17 protein-coding genes are annotated in these 19,214 nt (G+C 71.0%); 13 read left to right on the top strand and 4 right to left on the bottom strand.

From position 1 onward, the window contains the following. The first annotated feature begins 47 nt into the window (after positions 1-47). From hemE to hemL, 6 genes are read left to right on the top strand one after another with little or no spacing between them, the layout of a single operon-like run. Positions 48-1,133: a uroporphyrinogen decarboxylase gene (gene hemE, locus DT073_RS12390; RefSeq protein ID WP_205783129.1), complete on the top strand. Its 1,086-nt coding sequence runs from the start codon at positions 48-50 to the stop codon at positions 1,131-1,133. Next, on the top strand, positions 1,123-2,418 hold the full coding sequence (locus DT073_RS12385) for a protoporphyrinogen/coproporphyrinogen oxidase (protein ID WP_124293657.1): 1,296 nt from the start codon (positions 1,123-1,125) through the stop codon (positions 2,416-2,418). Before hemE ends, DT073_RS12385 begins: the two co-directional genes overlap by 11 nt. Beyond that, complete coding sequence (gene hemQ / locus DT073_RS12380) at positions 2,415-3,098, top strand: hydrogen peroxide-dependent heme synthase (protein ID WP_124293656.1); 684 nt, start codon at positions 2,415-2,417, stop codon at positions 3,096-3,098. The genes DT073_RS12385 and hemQ overlap by 4 nt, the downstream gene beginning before the upstream one ends. Further along, a complete protein-coding gene (gene hemC / locus DT073_RS12375; protein WP_124293655.1) occupies positions 3,095-4,018 on the top strand; it encodes a hydroxymethylbilane synthase in 924 nt (307 codons plus the stop codon). Before hemQ ends, hemC begins: the two co-directional genes overlap by 4 nt. After that, positions 4,015-5,007 (top strand): porphobilinogen synthase, encoded by a 993-nt coding sequence (gene hemB, locus DT073_RS12370; RefSeq protein WP_124293654.1) that lies wholly within the window; start codon positions 4,015-4,017, stop codon positions 5,005-5,007. The genes hemC and hemB overlap by 4 nt, the downstream gene beginning before the upstream one ends. Then, positions 5,004-6,353 carry a glutamate-1-semialdehyde 2,1-aminomutase gene (gene hemL, locus DT073_RS12365; RefSeq protein WP_124293653.1) on the top strand — a complete coding sequence of 450 codons (1,350 nt, stop codon included), beginning with the start codon at positions 5,004-5,006 and terminating at the stop codon, positions 6,351-6,353. Before hemB ends, hemL begins: the two co-directional genes overlap by 4 nt. A 23-nt stretch (positions 6,354-6,376) precedes the next feature. On the opposite strand, the gene DT073_RS12360 is transcribed toward hemL, so the two are convergent. Then, complete coding sequence (locus DT073_RS12360) at positions 6,377-7,900, bottom strand: dolichyl-phosphate-mannose--protein mannosyltransferase (protein WP_240638603.1); 1,524 nt, start codon at positions 7,898-7,900, stop codon at positions 6,377-6,379. Between the two features lie 39 nt (positions 7,901-7,939). Between DT073_RS12360 and rsmI the strand changes: the two genes are divergently transcribed. From rsmI to DT073_RS12340, 4 genes are read left to right on the top strand one after another with little or no spacing between them, the layout of a single operon-like run. After that, a complete protein-coding gene (rsmI, locus tag DT073_RS12355; RefSeq protein ID WP_124293652.1) occupies positions 7,940-8,785 on the top strand; it encodes a 16S rRNA (cytidine(1402)-2'-O)-methyltransferase in 846 nt (281 codons plus the stop codon). A 9-nt stretch (positions 8,786-8,794) separates the two neighbouring features. Further along, positions 8,795-10,399, top strand: coding sequence for a methionine--tRNA ligase (gene metG / locus DT073_RS12350; RefSeq protein WP_124293651.1), 1,605 nt, complete (start codon positions 8,795-8,797; stop codon positions 10,397-10,399). After that, positions 10,396-11,280, top strand: a complete 885-nt coding sequence (locus DT073_RS12345; RefSeq protein ID WP_124293650.1) for a TatD family hydrolase — start codon at positions 10,396-10,398, stop codon at positions 11,278-11,280. The genes metG and DT073_RS12345 overlap by 4 nt, the downstream gene beginning before the upstream one ends. Positions 11,281-11,286: 6 nt before the next feature. Then, the gene (locus tag DT073_RS12340; protein WP_124293649.1) at positions 11,287-11,793 is read left to right on the top strand and encodes an NUDIX hydrolase; all 507 of its coding nucleotides are present in this window, start codon (positions 11,287-11,289) and stop codon (positions 11,791-11,793) included. A gap of 6 nt (positions 11,794-11,799) precedes the next feature. On the opposite strand, the gene DT073_RS12335 is transcribed toward DT073_RS12340, so the two are convergent. Next, positions 11,800-13,062, bottom strand: a complete 1,263-nt coding sequence (locus DT073_RS12335) for an MFS transporter (RefSeq protein ID WP_124293648.1) — start codon at positions 13,060-13,062, stop codon at positions 11,800-11,802. 41 nt (positions 13,063-13,103) lie between these two features. Next, positions 13,104-14,531 carry a sugar porter family MFS transporter gene (locus tag DT073_RS12330; RefSeq protein WP_205783128.1) on the bottom strand — a complete coding sequence of 476 codons (1,428 nt, stop codon included), beginning with the start codon at positions 14,529-14,531 and terminating at the stop codon, positions 13,104-13,106. A 108-nt stretch (positions 14,532-14,639) separates the two neighbouring features. Between DT073_RS12330 and rsmA the strand changes: the two genes are divergently transcribed. Continuing rightward, on the top strand, positions 14,640-15,500 hold the full coding sequence (gene rsmA / locus DT073_RS12325) for a 16S rRNA (adenine(1518)-N(6)/adenine(1519)-N(6))-dimethyltransferase RsmA (protein ID WP_124293646.1): 861 nt from the start codon (positions 14,640-14,642) through the stop codon (positions 15,498-15,500). Positions 15,501-15,612: 112 nt separating this feature from the next. Further along, positions 15,613-16,563: a phosphodiesterase gene (locus DT073_RS12320; protein ID WP_124294513.1), complete on the top strand. Its 951-nt coding sequence runs from the start codon at positions 15,613-15,615 to the stop codon at positions 16,561-16,563. On the opposite strand, the gene DT073_RS12315 is transcribed toward DT073_RS12320, so the two are convergent. Then, a complete protein-coding gene (locus tag DT073_RS12315; protein ID WP_124293645.1) occupies positions 16,517-18,094 on the bottom strand; it encodes a stealth family protein in 1,578 nt (525 codons plus the stop codon). The genes DT073_RS12320 and DT073_RS12315 overlap by 47 nt on opposite strands. A gap of 146 nt (positions 18,095-18,240) precedes the next feature. Here DT073_RS12315 and DT073_RS12310 point away from each other — a divergent pair, with 146 nt between their 5' ends. Further along, positions 18,241-19,176: a 4-(cytidine 5'-diphospho)-2-C-methyl-D-erythritol kinase gene (locus tag DT073_RS12310; protein WP_124293644.1), complete on the top strand. Its 936-nt coding sequence runs from the start codon at positions 18,241-18,243 to the stop codon at positions 19,174-19,176. The last annotated feature ends 38 nt before the right edge of the window (positions 19,177-19,214 follow it).

Raw genomic sequence — 19,214 nt, 5'->3', positions numbered from 1 at the left:
CGGACAAGTCTACCCAACCGTCGAGCCCGGGGCCGCGCGCGTCTAGCCTGGAGGGCGTGTCATCCCCCGAATCCACGCCCCTCCTTCCCGCCGCTCACCCGCTGGTCGACGGGCGGACCACGAACAGTCCGCTGGTGCGCGCCGCCCGGGGGGACCGCCCCGAGCGCCCCCCGGTGTGGTTCATGCGGCAGGCGGGGAGGTCTCTTCCGGAGTACCGTGCCTCGCGCGCCGGCACGGAGATGCTCGACGCGTGCCTCACCCCCGACTTGGCCGCCGAGATCACCCTGCAGCCGGTCCGGCGCCACGGGGTGGACGCGGCGGTCTTCTTCAGCGACATCGTCGTTCCCGTGCTGCTCGCCGGCATCGACGTGACCATCGTCCCCGGCCGCGGTCCGGTCATCGATCAGCCGGTGCGCTCGTCCGCCGACATCCTGCGCCTGCGCCCGATCGATCCTGAGACGCTCGCTCCGATCCGCGAGGCTGTCGCGATCGTCGTGGCCGAGCTCGGCTCGACCCCCCTCGTGGGGTTCGGGGGAGCGCCGTACACACTCGCCAGCTACCTCGTCGAGGGCGGCCCCTCCAAGGAGCAGCTGCGCACCCGCGCCCTCATGCGCACCGATCCCCACGCGTGGGCCGCTCTGCTGAACTGGTGCGCCGACGTCACCGGCGCGTTCCTGCGCGCCCAGGTCGAGTCGGGAGCAAGCGTCGCGCAGCTGTTCGACTCCTGGGCGGGGTCTCTCTCCCGCGCCGACTATCACAAGCGGGTGGCGCCGCATTCGCGTCGCGCGTTCGACGCGCTCCGGGGCACCGACGTGTCCCGCATCCACTTCGGTCTCGGCCTCGGAGACGTCCTCGACCTGCTGCCGGGCATCGGTGCCGACGTGGTCGGGGTCGACTGGCGCCTCCCGCTGGATGAGGCCAACCGCCGTCTCGACGGGCGCGTGCCGCTGCAGGGGAACATCGACCCGGCGCTGCTGAACGCCCCGTGGCGACTGCTCGAGCGCCATGTCGAGGAGGTCATCGAAGCGGGCTCGGCGGCGCCCGCCCACATCCTGAACCTCGGGCACGGCGTTCCTCCCGAGACCGACCCCGACGCCCTTACGCGCATCGTCGCCTTCGTCCATGACCGCTGACCTCCTCGTCGCCGGCGGCGGTGTCGCGGGCCTGGTCTTCGCAAGGCGGGCCGCGCTCGCCGGGCACCGGGTGCGGCTCTTCGAGGCAGAGAGCGTCTTCGGCGGGCAGGTGGCCAGGCAGGATGTCGCGGGCGTGGCCCTCGACGCCGGGGCGGAATCGTTCGCCACCCGCGGCGGTGACGGGCCCGGTACCGTCCTGGCGCTGCTGGCCGAACTCGGGTTCGCCGACGACATCGTCGCGCCGGCCGCGGGTGCACCCGCCTGGGTGCAGGAGCGGAGCGACCGCGCCTTCCCGCTCCCGGCAGCCGGGCTCCTCGGGATCCCCACGATCCTCGACGAGTCCCTGCTCCCGGCGCTCGGCGCGGACGGCCTCGCCCGCGCCCGCCAGGACGCGACCCTCCCGCCCGATGAGGGAGCGAAAGCCGAGACGCTCGGTGCGCTCGTGCGGACCCGCATGGGAGACCGTGTCGTCGATGCCCTCGTCGCCCCGGTCGTGCGGGGTGTCCATTCGACCACCCCCGACGCCCTGCCCATCGACAGTGCCTCGCCGCGCCTGCGCGAGGAGTTCCGCCGCACCGGTTCGCTCGCCGCGGCCATCGCCTCGATCCGGTCCACTTCGCCCGCCGGAAGTCAGGTCGCCGGGGTGCGCGGAGGGGTGTTCCGCCTGGTCGATGCCCTCGTGGCCGATGCCGCCGCGCACGGCGCCGAGCTCATCACCGGCGCCCCGGTGACCGCCGTCGCAGACGACGGTATCGAGGTCGGCGGACGCCGTCTCCGCGGCATCCCGGTCCTCGCCCGGCCGCGGCGGGCACCCGACCCCACTCGGCGGATCACCGTCGTCACCCTGGTCGTCGAAGCGCCCGCGTGGCGTGGCGCCCCGCGGGGGACCGGTGTGCTCGTGGGCCCCGCCGCGCAGAACGTGCGGGCGCGGGCCCTCACCCACCTCACCGCGAAGTGGCCGTGGATCCGACAGGCCCTCGGCGAGCGAGAGGCGGTGCGGCTGTCGTACGACGGCTCCGCCGATTCGGATGCCGTCGACGCGGCCGTCCGCGACGCCCAGACCCTGCTCGGGGCACCCGTCGACACGCTCCTCGACCACACCGTGCGCACGTGGGATCGCTGGGGCCGCGCGGGCACGGGCGACCCCGCCCTCGCCGTCGGCGAGGAGAGGGCGGGCACGGGGCTTGCCGCCGTCGTCCGTCACGCCGAGGCGCTGGCCACATCTCTCACCGTCGAGAGGGCCAGTGGCCAGCCGTCCGGCGAACGGGGGAGGATGGAGGGGTGACCGATACCGCTCCCTCCGCTTCGTCTGAGACCCCGAACGACCGGCACTACGCCCTCTGGGCGGTGCTGCGGCGCGAGCCCGGAACGCCGGTGCCGGAGGGTCTGCCCTCCATCGTCGACGCGGCAGCCACCGCCGGTGACGCTCTCCGCGGCGTCTACGACGTGTCGGGGCTGCGGGCCGACGCCGACATCCTGCTCTGGCTCGTCGGCCACACCGCCGAGCACCTGCAGGCGGTGCTGCGCGACCTTCGGCGCACGCGCGAGCTCGCGGCGCTCGCCCCGACCTGGAACGCCCTCGGTGTGCATCGCGATGCGGAGTTCAGCCGCGACCACAGCCCCGCCTTCGCTCGGGGCCTCGCGCCCAAGCAGTGGCTGACGGTCTACCCGTTCGTGCGCAGCTACGAGTGGTACCTCCTCCCCGCCGCCGAGCGCGGGGCGATGCTCGGCGAGCACGGCCGGATGGGCCGCGACTATCCGCAGGTGCAGAGCAACACCGTCGCGAGCTTCGCCCTCGGCGACTACGAATGGTTGCTGGCTCTCGAGGCCGACGACGTCATCGACCTGGTCGACCTCATGCGCTACTTGCGCGCCACCGAAGCACGGCGTCACGTGCGCGAAGAGGTGCCGTTCTTCACCGGGCGTCTGATCCAGCCCGCCGAGATCGCCGACGTGGTGCGATGACCCTGCGCCTGGGAACCCGCGCCAGCGCGCTGGCGATGGCGCAGGCCGGCACCGTCGCCGCCGCCCTCGGTGCGCAGCTCGTGCCGATCGTCTCCGATGGCGACCGATCCAGCGCGCCGCTGGCGTCGCTCGGCGGTGCCGGGGTGTTCGCCACCGCGCTGCGCGCGGCCCTGCGGGCGGGCGAGGTCGACGTCGTCGTGCACTCGTACAAAGACCTCCCCACCGCCCCGGAGGAGGGGCTCGCGATCGGCGCCGTCCCGACGCGGGCCGACGCGCGCGACGCGCTGTGCGCGCGCGACGGCCTCACCCTCGACACTCTGCCCGAGGGCGCGCGTGTGGGCACCGGCTCACCCCGTCGGCGCGCACAACTGGCCGCCCGGCGCCCCGACCTCGACCTGGTCGACATCCGCGGCAACATCGACACCCGGCTCTCTCGCGTGGGAGCGGATGACCCGGAGCGGCGTCTGGACGCGATCCTCCTCGCCGCGGCGGGGCTCAGCCGGATCGACCGATCCGATGCCGCGACGGAGTTCCTGCCGCTCGAACGATGGCCCACCGCTCCTGCCCAGGGAGCGCTTGCGGTCGAGACCCGTGCGGGGGAGGAGAACCGGGTGTCGCGGCTGGATCATCGTCCGACGCGGATGGCCGTCGACGCCGAACGCGGCGTGCTCGCTCGTCTGGAAGCAGGCTGCGCCGCCCCGATCGGGGCCCACGCCTTCTTCGACGACGGACTGATGTTCCTCACCGCGCGGATCTACCGCCCCGACGGCACGGCACAGCTCACCAGCGCCCACGCCGCCGACGCCGACGACCCCGACGTCGCCGCAGAGCTGGCCGTCAGAGTCGCCGACGAGCTCCTGGCCCAGGGGGCCGCCGACCTCGCGCCGGTCGGCCCCGGGGCCCGAGAGGATCACGCATGACCCCCACCCCTCCGCCCTTCCCGACCACCCGCCCCCGCCGGCTGCGGCAGAGCGCCGCCTGGCGACGGCTGGTCGCTGAGACCCGTCTGCACCCCGCGCAGCTCGTGCTGCCGATGTTCGTCCGCGAGAACGCCGACGCGCCTCTCCCGATCGGATCGATGCCGGGCGTGCAGCAGCACTCCCTCGACTCGTTCCGCGAGGAGCTGCAGCGCGCCGCGGCCGCGGGCATCGGCGGCGTCATGCTCTTCGGTGTGCCCGAGCACAAAGACGCCGAGGGTTCCGGCGCGACCGATCCCGACGGGATCCTCAACGTCGCGACGCGCATCGCCGCTGAAGAGGTCGGCTCCGACCTCGTCGTGCAGACCGACCTGTGCCTCGACGAATTCACCGACCACGGTCACTGCGGGGTTCTCGACGCGCAGGGCCGCGTCGACAACGACGCCACCCTCGAGCGATACCGCGACATGGCCCTCGCCCAGGCTGCCGCGGGGTCGGAGCTCCTCGGTCTGTCCGGGATGATGGACGGCCAGGTCGCGGTCATCCGTTCGGCTCTCGACGAGGCGGGGTACGCAGACGTCGCGCTCCTGGCCTACGCGGCGAAGTACGCCTCGGCGTTCTACGGGCCGTTCCGTGAGGCCGTCCAGTCCTCCCTCCAGGGCGACCGGCGCACCTACCAGCTCGACCCGGGCAACCGGCGCGAGGGGGCCCTCGAGGTGGCCATGGATGTCGCCGAAGGCGCGGACATCGTGATGGTCAAGCCCGCGATGTCGTACCTCGACGTGCTGGCCGATGCCGCGGCATCCTCCCCGGTTCCCGTCTGGGCGTACCAGGTCAGCGGCGAATACGCGATGATCGAGGCCGCCGCCGCTCACGGGTGGATCGACCGGGATCGCGCCATCGACGAATCGCTGCAGAGCATCGTCCGCGCGGGCGCCGACGCGGTGCTGACGTATTGGGCTGTGGAGGCCGCAGAAAGGTGGGCACGATGAGCACGACCCTCATTCCGACCGACAACGTCGAGGCCGCCGCCCGGGCCCGTGCGGTCATTCCCGGCGGTGTGAACTCCCCCGTGCGTGCCTTCGGTTCCGTGGGCGGCACGCCGCTGTCGATCGTGGGCGCTCGCGGCGCGTACGTCCGCGACGTCTCGGGACGCGAGTACGTCGACCTCGTCGCGTCGTGGGGTCCTGCTCTCCTCGGGCACGCTCATCCCGGTGTGGTGGCCGCCGTGCAGGAGGCGGCCGACCGCGGGCTGTCCTTCGGCGCCTCGACCCCCGGCGAGACCCTTCTGGCCGAGGCGGTGATCGGCCGCCTTCGGGTCGGGGGCGCGTCCGAGATCGAGCGCCTGCGCCTGGTGTCCACGGGTACCGAGGCGACCATGACCGCGATCCGCATCGCCCGCGGCGCCACCCAGCGCGACCTCATCGTGAAGTTCGCCGGTCACTACCACGGTCACTCCGACGGCCTCCTCGCCGAGTCGGGGTCGGGGGTGGCGACCCTCGGCCTCCCCGGTTCGGCGGGAGTCCCGGCCGACATCGCCGCGCTCACCCTGGTGCTGCCGTACAACGATCGGGCGGCGATCGAGGAGGCGTTCGCGCTCCACGGCGACCGCATCGCCGCTGTCATCACGGAGGCTGCCGGCGCCAACGCCGGGATTCTGCTCCCCGAGGACGGCTTCAACGCTTTCCTCGCCGATACCGCCCACGCCCACGGCGCGCTGCTGATCTCCGATGAAGTGCTCACCGGCTTCCGGGTCGACCCCGCCGGCTGGTGGGGGCTCGAGCACCGCGCCGGGGCCTCGTGGACCCCCGACCTCGTCACCTTCGGCAAGGTCATCGGCGGCGGGATGCCACTGGCGGGGATCGGTGGCCGCAGAGACCTAATGGAACTGCTCGCCCCCCTCGGGCCCGTCTACCAGGCAGGCACGCTCAGTGGGAACCCGCTCGCGGTGGCCGCGGGGCTGGCGACCCTCCGGCTCGCCGACGACGCGGTGTACGCCCACGTCGATCGGGCTGCCGGCGTGGTCTCCCGCGCCGCCGGGGAGGCCTTGGACGCCGCGGGTGTCGCCCACGTCATCACCCACGCCGGGAGCCTGTTCTCGATCGCCTTCCGCGACCGGCCGGTGCGGGATTACGACGATGCCAGGGCACAGGAGGGGTGGCGCTACCGCGCCTTCTTCCACGCGATGCTCGAGGCGGGGGTCTCCCTCCCGCCGAGCGTGTTCGAGGCGTGGTTCCTCACGGCCGCGCACGACGACGAGGCGCTGGAGAAGATCCTCACGGCGCTCCCCAGGGCTGCGGCCGCCGCGGCATCCGCCACGCCGCCCGACGCGGTCTGACGCGTCGGGCCGGGGAGGTCTTCTCAGACCCAGCCGGGGAGCCAGTTGTGCGCGCGCCAGAAGTCGTAGGGCACGGTCGTGGCGGTGAGGATCGGGTACCAGAACGCCGACACCAGCAGGGCGATCCCGAGGAAGGCGAGCACCGCCACCCGGCCGGGAAGACGGCGCTGCGGGTCGGGGGAGCGGGTGATGTCGCGGAGGGCGAAGGTGAGGGCCAGCACCGTGAAGGGCAGGATCGCCACGGTGTAGAACTGGAACACCGTGCGCTCGGGATACAGCAGCCACGGCAGGTACGTCACCGCGACGCCGGTGAGGACGAGCGCGTGACGCCAGTCGCGATCACGGAAGAACCGGTACGCGAGGTAGACCACCGCCGCGACCCCCGCCCACCAGATGAGCGGGTTGGGCATCGAGTAGATGTTCTGCACGCCCGCGTCGGTCTGGTCGTAGTACATCGAGGTCGGGCGCAGCAGCAGCGGCCACTGCCACGCGGGGCTCTCGTAGGCGTGATCGGTGTCGAGGCCGACGTGGAACGTGTAGATGTCCCGGTGGTAGTTCCACAGGCTCTCGAGCGCCGTCGACGCCCTGTCGCGGCCGTAGCCTCCCGTCGTCGCGAGCCACCCCCACCACGACGAGACGTAGATCAGCGCGGCCACCGGGACGAGCAGCAGGAAGGACACCGGCCCCTGACGCAGAACACCGTCGACGGCCCAGAGCCGGATGCCCGCGCGCCGGCGCTGCACGAGGTCGGTGACGACGGCGTAGATGCCGATTCCCGCGAGGGCGTAGAGCCCCGACCACTTCACCCCGCTGGCCGCACCGGCCGCGACCCCGGCGGCCACGAGCCACGGACGATCCCACAGCACGGGTCCGAATCGATACCCGCCGTCGCCCTCCGGCGGTCGCGCGGCGAGCGCCGCGGCGAGCCGATCGGGGAGGCGCCGTCGATCGAGGGCGAGGAACCAGAAGGCCAGCAGAACGAACAGCGCCACGAAGATGTCGAGGAGCGCCACCCGGCTCATCACGATCGCCAGGCCGTCGACGGCCAGCAGCAGCCCCGCGACGGTGGCGAAGACGGTGGAGCCGGTGAGGGTGCGGGCCAGGAGAAACAGCACGAGGACCAGGGCGGTGCCGGCCAGCGCTGTGGCCACGCGCCATCCGAACGACGAGTCGGCGCCGAAGAGCGCCATCCCGGCGCCGATGAGGAGCTTGCCGAGCGGTGGATGCACGACGAAGGCGGGCTGCTCGGACAGGAAGATCCCCGTCTCGCCGGCGACGAACCGATCGTTGGTGTCGTCGCCTTCGGGCCACTCCGCGGCGTATCCCAGCACCCACTGCGTCCAGGCGTCTTTGACGTAGTACGTCTCGTCGAAGACCAGCGCCTGCGGGTGGCCGAGGTTCCAGAACCGCAGCACGGCGGCGAGGAGAGTCACGGCGACCGCGGCGAGGACCGTCCAGCGGCGGGCGAGCCGTTCGTCGCCGGAGATCCGTTGCTGCCACCGGTCCCACGCCGACGGCCGGATCAACGTGGGTGCGGGGGCGGTCACGTCGACCAGCCTAAAGGCGCTGCCGCCTAAGCTGACGGCATGCTGATCCTCGCGGCCACACCGATCGGCAACCTCGGCGATGCGTCGGACCGCCTCCGCCGCGCGCTGGCGGACGCTCCCGTCATCGCGGCGGAGGACACCCGCACGACGCAGCGCCTGCTCGCCGCCCTCGGGGTCGAGAACCGCCCGCGGCTGATCGCCCTGCACGATCACAACGAGAAGGGCAGGGCGGCGGAGATCGTCGAGCTCGCCCGCGAGCACGATGTCCTCCTCCTCAGCGATGCCGGTATGCCGACGGTGAGCGATCCCGGATTCTCCGTCGTCGCGCGCGCCGCCGTCGAGGGGGTCGCCGTCACGGTGATCCCGGGTCCGAGCGCGGTGGTGACCGCGCTCGCCGCCTCGGGGCTGCCGACCGACCGCTTCACCTTCGAGGGGTTTCCGCCCCGGAAGGCCGGCGAACGCGACGCGCTCTTCGCGGAGCTGTCGACGGAGCGCCGCACGATGGTGTTCTTCGAGGCTCCGTCGCGCATCGCCGAGACCCTCGCCGCCCTCGCCCGCGCCTTCGGACCCGAGCGCCCCGCGGCGGTCTGCCGAGAACTCACGAAACTCCACGAGGAGATCCGCCGGGGTTCCCTCCGCGAGCTGGCCGAGTGGGCAGGCGACGGAGTGCGCGGCGAGATCGTCGTCGTGGTGGCCGGTGCCGAGCGTCGCGGGGTGTCGCTCGCCGATGGTGTCGCCGAGGTGACGGACCTCGTCGCGGGGGGCATGAGATTGAAGGATGCCGCGGCCGACGTGGCCGGCCAGACGGGCCTGTCCCGTCGAGATCTCTACGAAGCGGCGCTGGCGGCACGTCACACGGCGGCCGGTGGCATCCGGTCCACCTAGAATTCTCGGGTGACTTCCGGCCGATCTTTCTACATCACGACGCCGATCTACTACCCGAGCGACGTGCCCCACATCGGCCACGGCTACACCACCGTCGCCGTGGACGCGCTGGCGCGCTGGCACCGGCAGGCCGGTGACGACACCTGGATGCTGACCGGCACCGACGAGCACGGGCAGAAGATGCTGCGGGCGGCCGCCGCCAACGGGGTGACACCGCAGGAATGGGTCGATCGCCTGGTGGGCGAATCGTGGTTCCCGCTGCTGAAGACACTCGACGTGGCCAATGACGACTTCATCCGCACCACACAGGAGCGGCACGAAGGCAACGTGCAGAAGTTCTTCCAGGCGCTCTATGACCGCGGCTACATCTACGCCGGAGAATACGAGGCGCTCTACTGCGTGGGGTGCGAGGAGTTCAAGCCCGAGTCCGAGATCGTCGACGGGACGGGCGCCTTCGAGGGCCTGAAGGTGTGCGCCATCCACTCCAAGCCCCTCGAGCTCCTGCAGGAGAAGAACTATTTCTTCAAGCTCAGCGAGTTCACCGAGCCGCTGCTGAAGCTGTACACCGACAACCCCGACTTCATCCGGCCGGAGTCGGCGCGCAACGAGGTCATCTCGTTCGTCAAGCAGGGATTGAAGGACCTCTCCATCTCGCGGTCGACGTTCGACTGGGGCATCCCGCTGCCGTGGGACGAGAGCCACGTCATCTACGTGTGGGTCGACGCGCTGCTGAACTACGCCACCGCTGTGGGCTTCGGCAGCGATCAGGAGACATTCGCGCGGCGCTGGCCGGCGTACCACGTGGTCGGCAAGGACATCCTCCGCTTCCACGCCGTGATCTGGCCTGCTCTGCTGATGGCCGCCGGCATCGAGGTGCCCCGCGGAGTCGTCGCTCACGGCTGGCTGCTGGTCGGCGGCGAGAAGATGTCGAAGTCGAAGCTGACCGGAATCGCGCCTGCCGAGATCACCGATGTCTTCGGGTCGGACGCGTACCGGTTCTACTTCCTCTCGGCCATCGCCTTCGGGCAGGACGGCTCGTTCTCGTGGGAGGACCTCTCGGCCCGCTATCAGGCGGAGCTTGCGAACGGCTTCGGCAATCTCGCCTCCCGCACCACGGCGATGATCGCCCGCTACCGGGAGGGCATCGTGCCGCCCGCGGGGGAGACGACCGAGGCGGACCGGGTCATCCGTGACACGGTCGCGGCGGCGACGGAGCGGGCGGATGCCGCGATCGAGCGGTTCCGGCCGGACGAGGCGATCGCCGCGATCTGGACGATCGTGGATGCGCTGAACCTCTACATCACCGAGAACGAGCCCTGGGTGCTCGCGAAGGACGACGGATCCCGCGCCCGCCTCGATGCGGTGCTGTATACCGCCGCCGAAGGCCTCCGCGCCCTTGCCGTGCTGCTGTCACCGATCATGCCCATCGCCACCGAGAAGCTGTGGGTGGGTCTGGGTGCGGCCGAGTCGCTGGGTCGACTGCAGGATCAGCCGCTCCGCGACGCGGGGCGTTGGGGGCAGCTGCGCCCGGGAACGAGCGTCAACGCCCTCTCGCCCCTCTTTCCGCGCGTCGAGCAGCCGGGGGACGGCAAACCCGGAGCGGCGAAAGCGTGACCGATCCGAGCGGATACATCCGCGAGCGTCACAACGACGGATCGCGGGACGTACGCTGGCCCGCCGCGCCGGAGCCGCTGCGTGTGCCCGTCTACGACAATCACGCCCACCTCGAGATCATCGACGGCGACGAGCCGCTGGACCTCGACGCCCAGCTCGCCCGCGCCCGGGCCGTCGGTGTGATCGGGGTGGTGCAGGCCGGGGGAGACATCGATTCCAGCCGCTGGTCGGCCGCTGCCGCGGCATCCCACCCCGACGTCCTCGCCGCCGTCGCCATCCACCCGAACGAAGCACCGGCCTACGCCGAGGCCGGACGCCTCGACGAGGCCATCGGCGTGATCGACGCGCTCGCCGCCGAACCGCGCGTCCGCGCGATCGGCGAGACGGGCCTGGACTTCTTCCGCACCGGCGAAGAGGGTCTCACCGCGCAGCACACCTCCTTCGAGGCGCACATCGCGCTGGCGAAGAAGCACGGGATCGCGATGCAGATCCACGACCGTGAGGCGCATGAGGCCGTTCTGGAGACGCTCGGCCGGGTGGGTGCGCCCGACAGGACGGTGTTCCACTGCTTCTCGGGCGACGCCGAGATGGCGCGCCGCTGCGCCGACGAGGGCTACTACCTGTCGTTCGCGGGCAATGTGACGTTCAAGAACGCCCAGAACCTGCGCGATGCGCTGAAGGTCACCCCGCGGGAGCGGGTGCTGGTCGAGACCGATGCCCCCTTCTTGACGCCGACGCCCCACCGCGGCCGCCCGAACGCGCCGTATCTCGTTCCCGTCACCGTGCGGTTCCTCGCGGCCGAGCTCGAGGTCGACGTCGACGAGCTGTGCGCTCAGCTCGCTGAGAACACCCTCGCCGTCTACGGCGCGTTCAGCGACTGAGGTGCGATGAGCGAGCTGTGGGATCTCATCGATGAGACCGGGCGCCCGCTCGGGCGCACGCACCGCCGGGACGATCCGGCCCTCCCTGCGGGGGCGTTCCACCTCGTCGTGTCGGTGTGCGTCGTCCGGCTGGACGGGCGAGTGCTGACCTCGCGCCGCGCCGCGGTCAAGGACTGGCCGCTCGCGTGGGAGTTCCCGGCCGGCAGCGCCCTGGTCGGCGAGACCAGCCGGGAGGCGGCGGTCCGCGAACTCGCCGAGGAGACGGGCGTCGTCGTCGACCCCGCGTCTCTCGAACTCGTGGGTCGCGTTCGGGAGGAGCAGGCCCTCTTCGACCTCTACGTCGCACGCGTCATCGATCCGGAGGTGGCTCCAGACCCTGCCGAGGTCGTCGAGACCGAGTGGGGGCACCTCGACACGGTCTTCGCCCGGACCGACGCGGGCGAGATGGCCGGGCCATGGGTGCGGCGGCTGGAGGAGCTCGGCGACGCTCTTCGCGCCCGACTCGCGACCTGACGGTGCTCAGACCGCGGAGGCCGCGGGGCCGCCCTCGCGCGCCGGAGGGGCGGCGGCGATGTGGGAGATCGACCGCCACACCAGTGCGAGGGTGATCGCCGAACCCGCGAACGCGAACCACCACGGCCCGGTCGGACCCCAGATCTGCGCGATCACGCCGCCGAGGAACTGACCGATCACCAGTCCGCCGAACACCCCCACCATGTTCACCGAGGCGATACGTCCCTGGAGCGGCATCGGTACGAGGCGCTGGCGCACGGTGGTGGAGATGGTCCCCCAGACGAAGGCGTAGAGGCCGAAGCCGAACATGAGCACGAACGCGACGGCCGGCACCGTGGTCAGCGCGAAGGCGAGGTGCATGAGGACCTCGCAGGTGAGGACCACGCGCATGAGTGTGGCGAAGGGCACCTTCTTCTCCAAGAAGCCGAAGCTGAAGATCGCGATGATCCCGCCGAGGGCCGAGGCCGTCGTCAGCGCCCCGTATCCGACGGGCCCCATGCCCAGGTACTCGGTGGCGTACAGCACGAGCACCCCCCAGGGCGCCGCCCAGGTGACGTTGAAGACGAGGATGATGACCACGAGCGTCCGCACCGGCGCATTGTGGCGGAGCCAGCCGAGGCCCTCCCGGATCGCGCGGAACTTCGACCCGCGCTCGGTCTCACCGGGATCGGGTGCGGGGGTGCGCGCGATCCGTGAGACGAGAAGGATCGCCAGGCTGACGCAGAACACCTGCAGCAGGAACGGCAGGAACGATCCTGCGGCGAAGAGGAAGGCGCCCAGCGGCGGTCCCGCCAGCTGATTGCCGACGAGGAAGCCGGCCTGCATCCGCGCGTTCCCGATGCCGAGATCGGCGGGACGGACGAGCATCGGCAGGAGCGTGCTGCCGGCCGTGTCGGCGAACACCTCGGCGGTGCCGTAGAGGAAGGACGTCACGAGCACCAGCCACACGGTCGCCTGTCCGGTCACGAGGAAGACCACGAGCCCGAGAATCACGAGGCCGCGCAGGGCGTTGGCGAGCATGACCAGCCGGCGCCGGTCGTGGTGGTCGGCGACAGCCCCCGCGAGCAGGCCGAACAGCAGCCACGGCAGGAACTGCATCATGGCGCCGGCGGCGACGAGGATCGGAGACGACGTCAGCGACGCGATGAGCAGGGGAGCGGCGGCCAGCGCGATGCCGTCGCCGAGATTGCTCGTCCACGACGACGCCAGCAGCCACCGGAAGTCGCGCCCGAGGCGACGCGGTGCGACGAGCTCGCCGAGGGAGGGCATCCGATCATCCTACGATCAGATGCCACGCCGAACGGTCCTGGTCAGGCGCTGCGGCCGGCTTTGACACGCTCCTTCGTCACGAACAGCGTCTCGGTCTGCTCCAGCTCCATCCCCTTGGTCTCGGGGATCTTCAGCAGCACGTAGACGAAGGACAGTCCGGCGAAGATCGCGTACATCGCGTAGGTGAGGGGCAGCGACCAGCTCGACATCGCCGGGAAGCTCACCGTGATGAGGAAGTTCGCTATCCACTGAGCCCCGGCGGCCACACCGAGCGCCTTGCCGCGGATGCGGCTCGGGAAGATCTCGCCGAGCAGCACCCAGACCAGCGGGCCCCACGACGCGCCGAAGCCGATGACGAACAGGTTCGCCGCGACCAGGGCGATCGGACCCCAGGCGCCGGGCAGGCTCACTTCGCCGTCTACGGTCTCGGCGAAGGCGAACGACAGCGCCATGGCGCCGAGCGACACGGTCATCATCACCGATCCGGTGAGGAGGATGGGCTTGCGTCCCACGCGATCGACGAGCACGATCGCCACGATCGTCACGAGCACGTTCGTCACCGAGGTGATCACACTGATCAGCAGCGAGTTCTGCTCGGTGAACCCGACCGCACGCCACAGCGTCGTGGAGTAGTAGAAGATCACGTTGATGCCGACGAACTGCTGGAACACCGACAGGATGATGCCGACCCAGACGATCCCCTGAAGCCCGAACCGGGGTCCGCGCAGCGAGACGCCCTTGGACTTCTTGTCGGCGGCGATGGCCTGCTCGAGGTCTTTCATCGTCTGGTTCAGATCCGCTTCGGGCACGAGCCGCGCGAAGATCGCACGCGCCTCGTCGTACTTGCCCTGAGAGATGAGGAACCGCGGCGATTCGGGCATCGTGAAAGCCAGCACGCCGTAGACGATCGCGGGCACCGCCTCGACCAGCAGCATCCACCGCCAGGCTTCGAGCCCCAGCCACAGCTGCGAGGAGGCGCCTCCGGCGACTCCGGCCAGCAGCGCGTTGGAGAGGAGGGCGCCGAAGATGCCGAGCGTGATCGCGAGCTGCTGCAGCGAACCGAGCGTGCCACGGATCTGCCGCGGCGCGACCTCCGCGATGTAGGCGGGTGCGACCACCGAGGCGATGCCGATGCCGAGGCCCCCGATGAACCGCCACACGGTCAGGTCGATGGCGCTGAAAGCCAACCCCGACCCGATCGCGCTGACGAAGAAGAGCACGGATCCCATGAGCATCACCCGCAGGCGGCCCCAGCGGTCGCTGAGCACCCCGGCCAGCACCGCGCCGAGCGCGCACCCGAGAAGCGCGACCGCCACCACGAAGCCGGTGATGACCGCGGTGAGGTCGAATTGGCTCTCGATGGAGTCGACCGCGCCGTTGATCACGGACGAGTCGAAGCCGAAGAGGAAACCGCCGACCGCCGCGGCGATCGACAGAGCCACGGCGCGGCGACCGAACGGGCTGCGCATGGAGAAGGCCTGGGTGGGAATCGACGCTGAGGAGCTCACGTGGGTCACCCTAGTCCTGCGCGTTTCCGGGAGATGGGGCTTGCGCGGCGAGTCACTAGGGTGGAAGCCATGGCCGTCACCCTTCTCGGCGCGGGCGAGATCCGTGCACTGGCCGCCGAACTGGACGTCACCCCCACGAAGAAGCTCGGCCAGAACTTCGTTGTCGACGCCAACACGGTCCGCCGTATCGTCCAGGCGGCGCGGGTGGCCCCGGGCGAACACGTCGTCGAGGTCGGACCAGGGCTGGGTTCGTTGACCCTCGCCATCCTCGACGCCGGCGCAGAGGTGACCGCCGTCGAGATCGACCACCGCCTCGCCGCGCGGTTGCAGATCACGGCCGCGGCACACGGCGCGACGCCAGGGTCGCTGCACGTCATCGACGCCGACGCGCTGGCCGTCACCGACCTCCCCGGCGATCCGGCCGTCCTGGTGGCCAACCTGCCCTACAACGTGTCGGTGCCCGTCCTGCTGCACTTCCTCGAGACCTTTCCGGCTCTCCGGCGCGGGGTGGTGATGGTTCAGGCCGAGGTGGGGGAGCGGCTCGCGGCGGCACCGAGGACGAAGGCGTACGGTTCCCCGAGCGTCAAGGCGTCGTGGTACGGGCCGTGGCGGTTGGCGGGGAACGTGCCGCGCCAGGTGTTCTGGCCCGTCCCGAACGTCGACAGCGTGCTGGTGGCCTTCGAGCGTCGACCCTCACCGATCGGGTCGGAGGACGAGCGCCGAGCGACCTTCGCTCTCATCGATGCCGCGTTCGGGCAGCGGAGGAAGATGCTCCGTCAGGCCCTGGCCGGCGTCCTCGGAGGGAGTTCCGCGGACGCGTCGGCGATCCTGGAGGCCGCGGGCGTCGCACCCACCGCCCGCGGCGAGGAGCTCGTGGTGGACGACTTCCTGCGCATCGCGCACGTCGTCCAGGTCCGGGCCTCGTCCTGACGACATCGTGTGTATACGGGGTGTGCCGCCCGTGTTCACCTGACGGCACCCTACGGTTTAGGTGTCCGACTACCATCGGACGGACCCGACCGCCAAGGGGGCGGAGAACGAAGTGGACAGACTCCTCGCCGAGTACCCCAGACCCGAACGCGTGCTCCTGCATCTCAGCGACACGCATCTCAGAGCCCATGGCTCCCGCCTGTACGACCGCATCGACGCCGAAGAGCGGCTCGAGCGCGCACTCACGGCGATCACCGATTCCGGGGTGAGGCCTCACGCGCTGGTGTTCACCGGCGACCTCGCGGATCACGGTGAGCCCGAGGCCTACGACCGCGTCCGCAGCCTGGTCGAACCGGTGGCGGAGGCCATCGGTGCGCGCGTGATCTGGGTGATGGGGAACCATGACGAGCGGGCGGCGTTCCGCGCAGGGCTGTGGGGTCGGCCGGATGACTCGGGCCGGCCGGTCGACCGGGTCGACGAGATCGACGGTCTGCGTATCGTGACCCTCGACACGAGCGTTCCCGGCAGGCACCACGGCGAACTGACCGATGCGCAGCTGTCGTGGCTTCGCCGGGTGCTGGCGGTGCCGGCGCCGCTCGGCACCATCCTCGCAATGCATCACCCGCCCGTGCCGAGCGTGCTCGATCTCGCCGCGAGCGTCGAGCTTCGCGACCAGGCGAGGCTCGCCGAGGTCATCCGAGCCGGCGACGTCCGCGCCATCCTCGGCGGGCACCTGCATTACTCCACCTTCGCGACATTCGCCGGTGTTCCCGTCTCGGTCGCGTCGGCGACGTGTTACACCCAGGACCTGACCGTGCCGGTCGGCGGAACGCGAGCGCAGGACGCCGCCCAGGCGTTCAATGTCGTCCACATCTACGACGACACCGTCGTGCATTCGGTCGTCCCGGTGGATGCCGGACCGATCCTCGACTTCGTCGACGCGGCGGAGTCGCGGCGCCGCCTGGACGACGCCGGCGTCGCGCTTCGAGGCGCCGAAGAGATCGGCGCCGACGCGGTCAACGGGAGTTCGCCGCCGACGTCCCCGTTGCCGGTGCTGCGCTGATCTCGTCACGCTCCCACGGGGCCCGCACCGGGAAGTAGCGCTCGAGGCTGTCGCGGATCGCGCGGATGCGCACCTCCTCGGGGAGCTCGGGCACGCTGCCGTCGTTCAGGCAGAACATGTCGGTGTCGCGGCGGGCCAGAAGCCGCTCCATCCGACGCAGTGATGCGAGCTGCGTCGTCTGGATGTACCGGACCCGGGGTTTGGTGGTCACGATCGCCCGCCCGGTCAGCAGGGCGTAGTAGTGGTACAGGCTGTTGGTCACCGAGATGTCGGTGGCCGACCGGAACGGGCTGCCCGCGGTGCGGGCGTAATCGTCGGCGAACTCGCGTTCGAGCTCGTAGGCGACCGATCGGCGCATCGGCACCGCGCAGTGCTCGAGGTCGTGGGTGATCAGACGTCCGAAGCGCTCGCGCAGCAGAGCGCGGTTGACGCGGAGGCCGTTGTCGTGGCCGCTGCGTTCAGGACGAGGGTCGCCGGTGCCGATACGCACCCGGCTTTCGACGAAGGTGCTGACGCCCCCCGGGGAGAAGAACAGCTCGGGATCGACGGGGCGCCCGAAGAACATGTCGTCGTTGCTGTAGAGGAAGTGCTCGGCGAGCCCGTCGATACGGTGCAGCTGCGCCTCCACCGCGTGGGAGTTATGCGTGGGGAGGGCGCCGGGGTCTGCGAAGAACTCCTCGCTCCTGACGATCGTGACACGAGGGTGGTCGGCCAGCCACGCGGGGGCGGGCGAGTCGGTGGCGATGAAGATCCGCCGCACCCAGGGTGCGTGCATGAAGACGCTGCGCAGCGCATACTTCAGCTCGTCGATCTGCCGGTACCGCGCGGGGGCGTCGTCGCCGTCGCCCACCACGTAGCTCTGCATGCGCGCCGCGCGGCTGCGCTGGAATTCGCTGGATGACCCGTCGACCCATGAGAAGACCATGTCGACATCGGCCGAGAACTCCGTCGCGTGCGTCTCGTACATGCCCGACAGGGTGCGCCAGCGCCGACCGTGACGTTCGACCGTGGTGTACGACACGTCGTCGGCGGCCATCGTCCGACGGGTGAGGAGCGTCGGCCGCGGTGCCTCGACCAGAACGGCGCCGAACCGCCAGAGATCGACCCGGGTCCCCGAGGCCGACCCGTACCGAAGCGAGCCGCCGGGGGTGACCCTCGGCCGGAAGACGTTGACGGTGGCAAGGCCCACCGGCTCGGCAAGGGTGTGAAGCGGCACCGCATCTTCGCCGGGGGTTCGCGCGTAGAACGGCTCGTCGGTACCCAGGCGGCAGAGCGCGTCGTATGCTCGCGAGCCATCCTCGACGTCGATGACGAGACGATCGCGACGTTCGGCGTCTCGAACCAGCAGGACGTCGATCCCGTGGGCGGCCAGTGCATCGGCGACGGCGAGGAGGTCGGCGACAGCCGCCTCGTTCACCGGGAGCGTGTCGTGGACGGTGTGCAGCATCCCGTCGACGAGACGGACGTCGTCGCGAGCGAGCAGATTCGTCCAGGGATCGCTCATCGACGGAAGGGGAGCGACACGTGCCATGGGAACCTCCTCGCGAAGTCAGATAGGGGCGCACCCCGAGTGGGGCACCGGACAACTGTAGTTCGCCTTCTGTTTCCTCGGCGTTTCACCGGATCTCCGCCGCGGGTGCGAGGACCCGCCCCCGCCCTGGGCGATAGCCTCGATGCATGACCGTGGACCCTGCCGGCCCCGCCGATCGCGTCCACGTCCGCGCTCCCGGGAAGCTGAACGTGTTCTTCGAAGTCGGAGCGGTGCAGCCCGACGGCTACCACGACGTCGCCTCCGCCTATCAGGCCGTGTCGCTCGTCGAGGATCTGTGGGCCGAACGGGACGACGACTTCTCGCTGACGGTGTCGGGATCGGTGTCGGTCTCCGGCGTGCCGGTGGATGACCGCAACCTCGCCCTGCGGGCGGCCCGGCTGGTCGCCGCCGAGATCGGCCACCGCGGGGGAGTGCGGCTGCACATCGACAAGCACGTGCCGGTCGCGGGGGGGATGGGCGGAGGATCCGCGGATGCCGCGGCCGCGCTGGTCGCCTGTGACGCCCTGTGGGGCGCCGAGCTCGGGTCATCCGGACTGCACCGACTCGCCCGCCGCCTCGGCGCCGATGTGCCCTTCGCCCTCATGGGCGGGACGGCCATCGGCACGGGCCGGGGAGACCAACTGAACCGCGCCCTCGCCAAGGGCCGGTTCGACTGGGTCGTCGTGACCTCAGAGGACGGATTGTCGACAGCGGAGGTCTACGGGCACCTCGATGTGATGAGGGGGCGCTCCGACATCGCCCCGCCGCCGCGCGCTCCCGACGTCGATCCGGGCGTGCTCCAGGCGCTGCGCATCGGAGACGCCGTCGCGCTCGCCGCCCACGTGCGAAACGACCTGCAGGCGGCGGCGCTGTCGCTGCGCCCCGACCTCAGGGACGTCCTCGAGCTCGGTGAGGGGTCGGGCGCCCTGGTCGGCATCGTGTCGGGGTCGGGGCCGACGCTGGCCTTCCTCGCGGCCGATCCCGAATCGGCACTCGAGCTGCAGGTCGCGCTGAGCGTCGCGGGTCACCACGCGCTGCACGTGCACGGCCCGGTCGCCGGGGCGCGGATCGTGTCGGAGTAAGTCGCGATCGGACCCTGGTGTCGGCGGGGTCGGCTAGC

Source organism: Microbacterium sp. ABRD28, assembly GCF_003850245.1.
Classification (GTDB): domain Bacteria; phylum Actinomycetota; class Actinomycetes; order Actinomycetales; family Microbacteriaceae; genus Microbacterium.
This window is presented reverse-complemented; position numbering and strand designations above follow the sequence as displayed.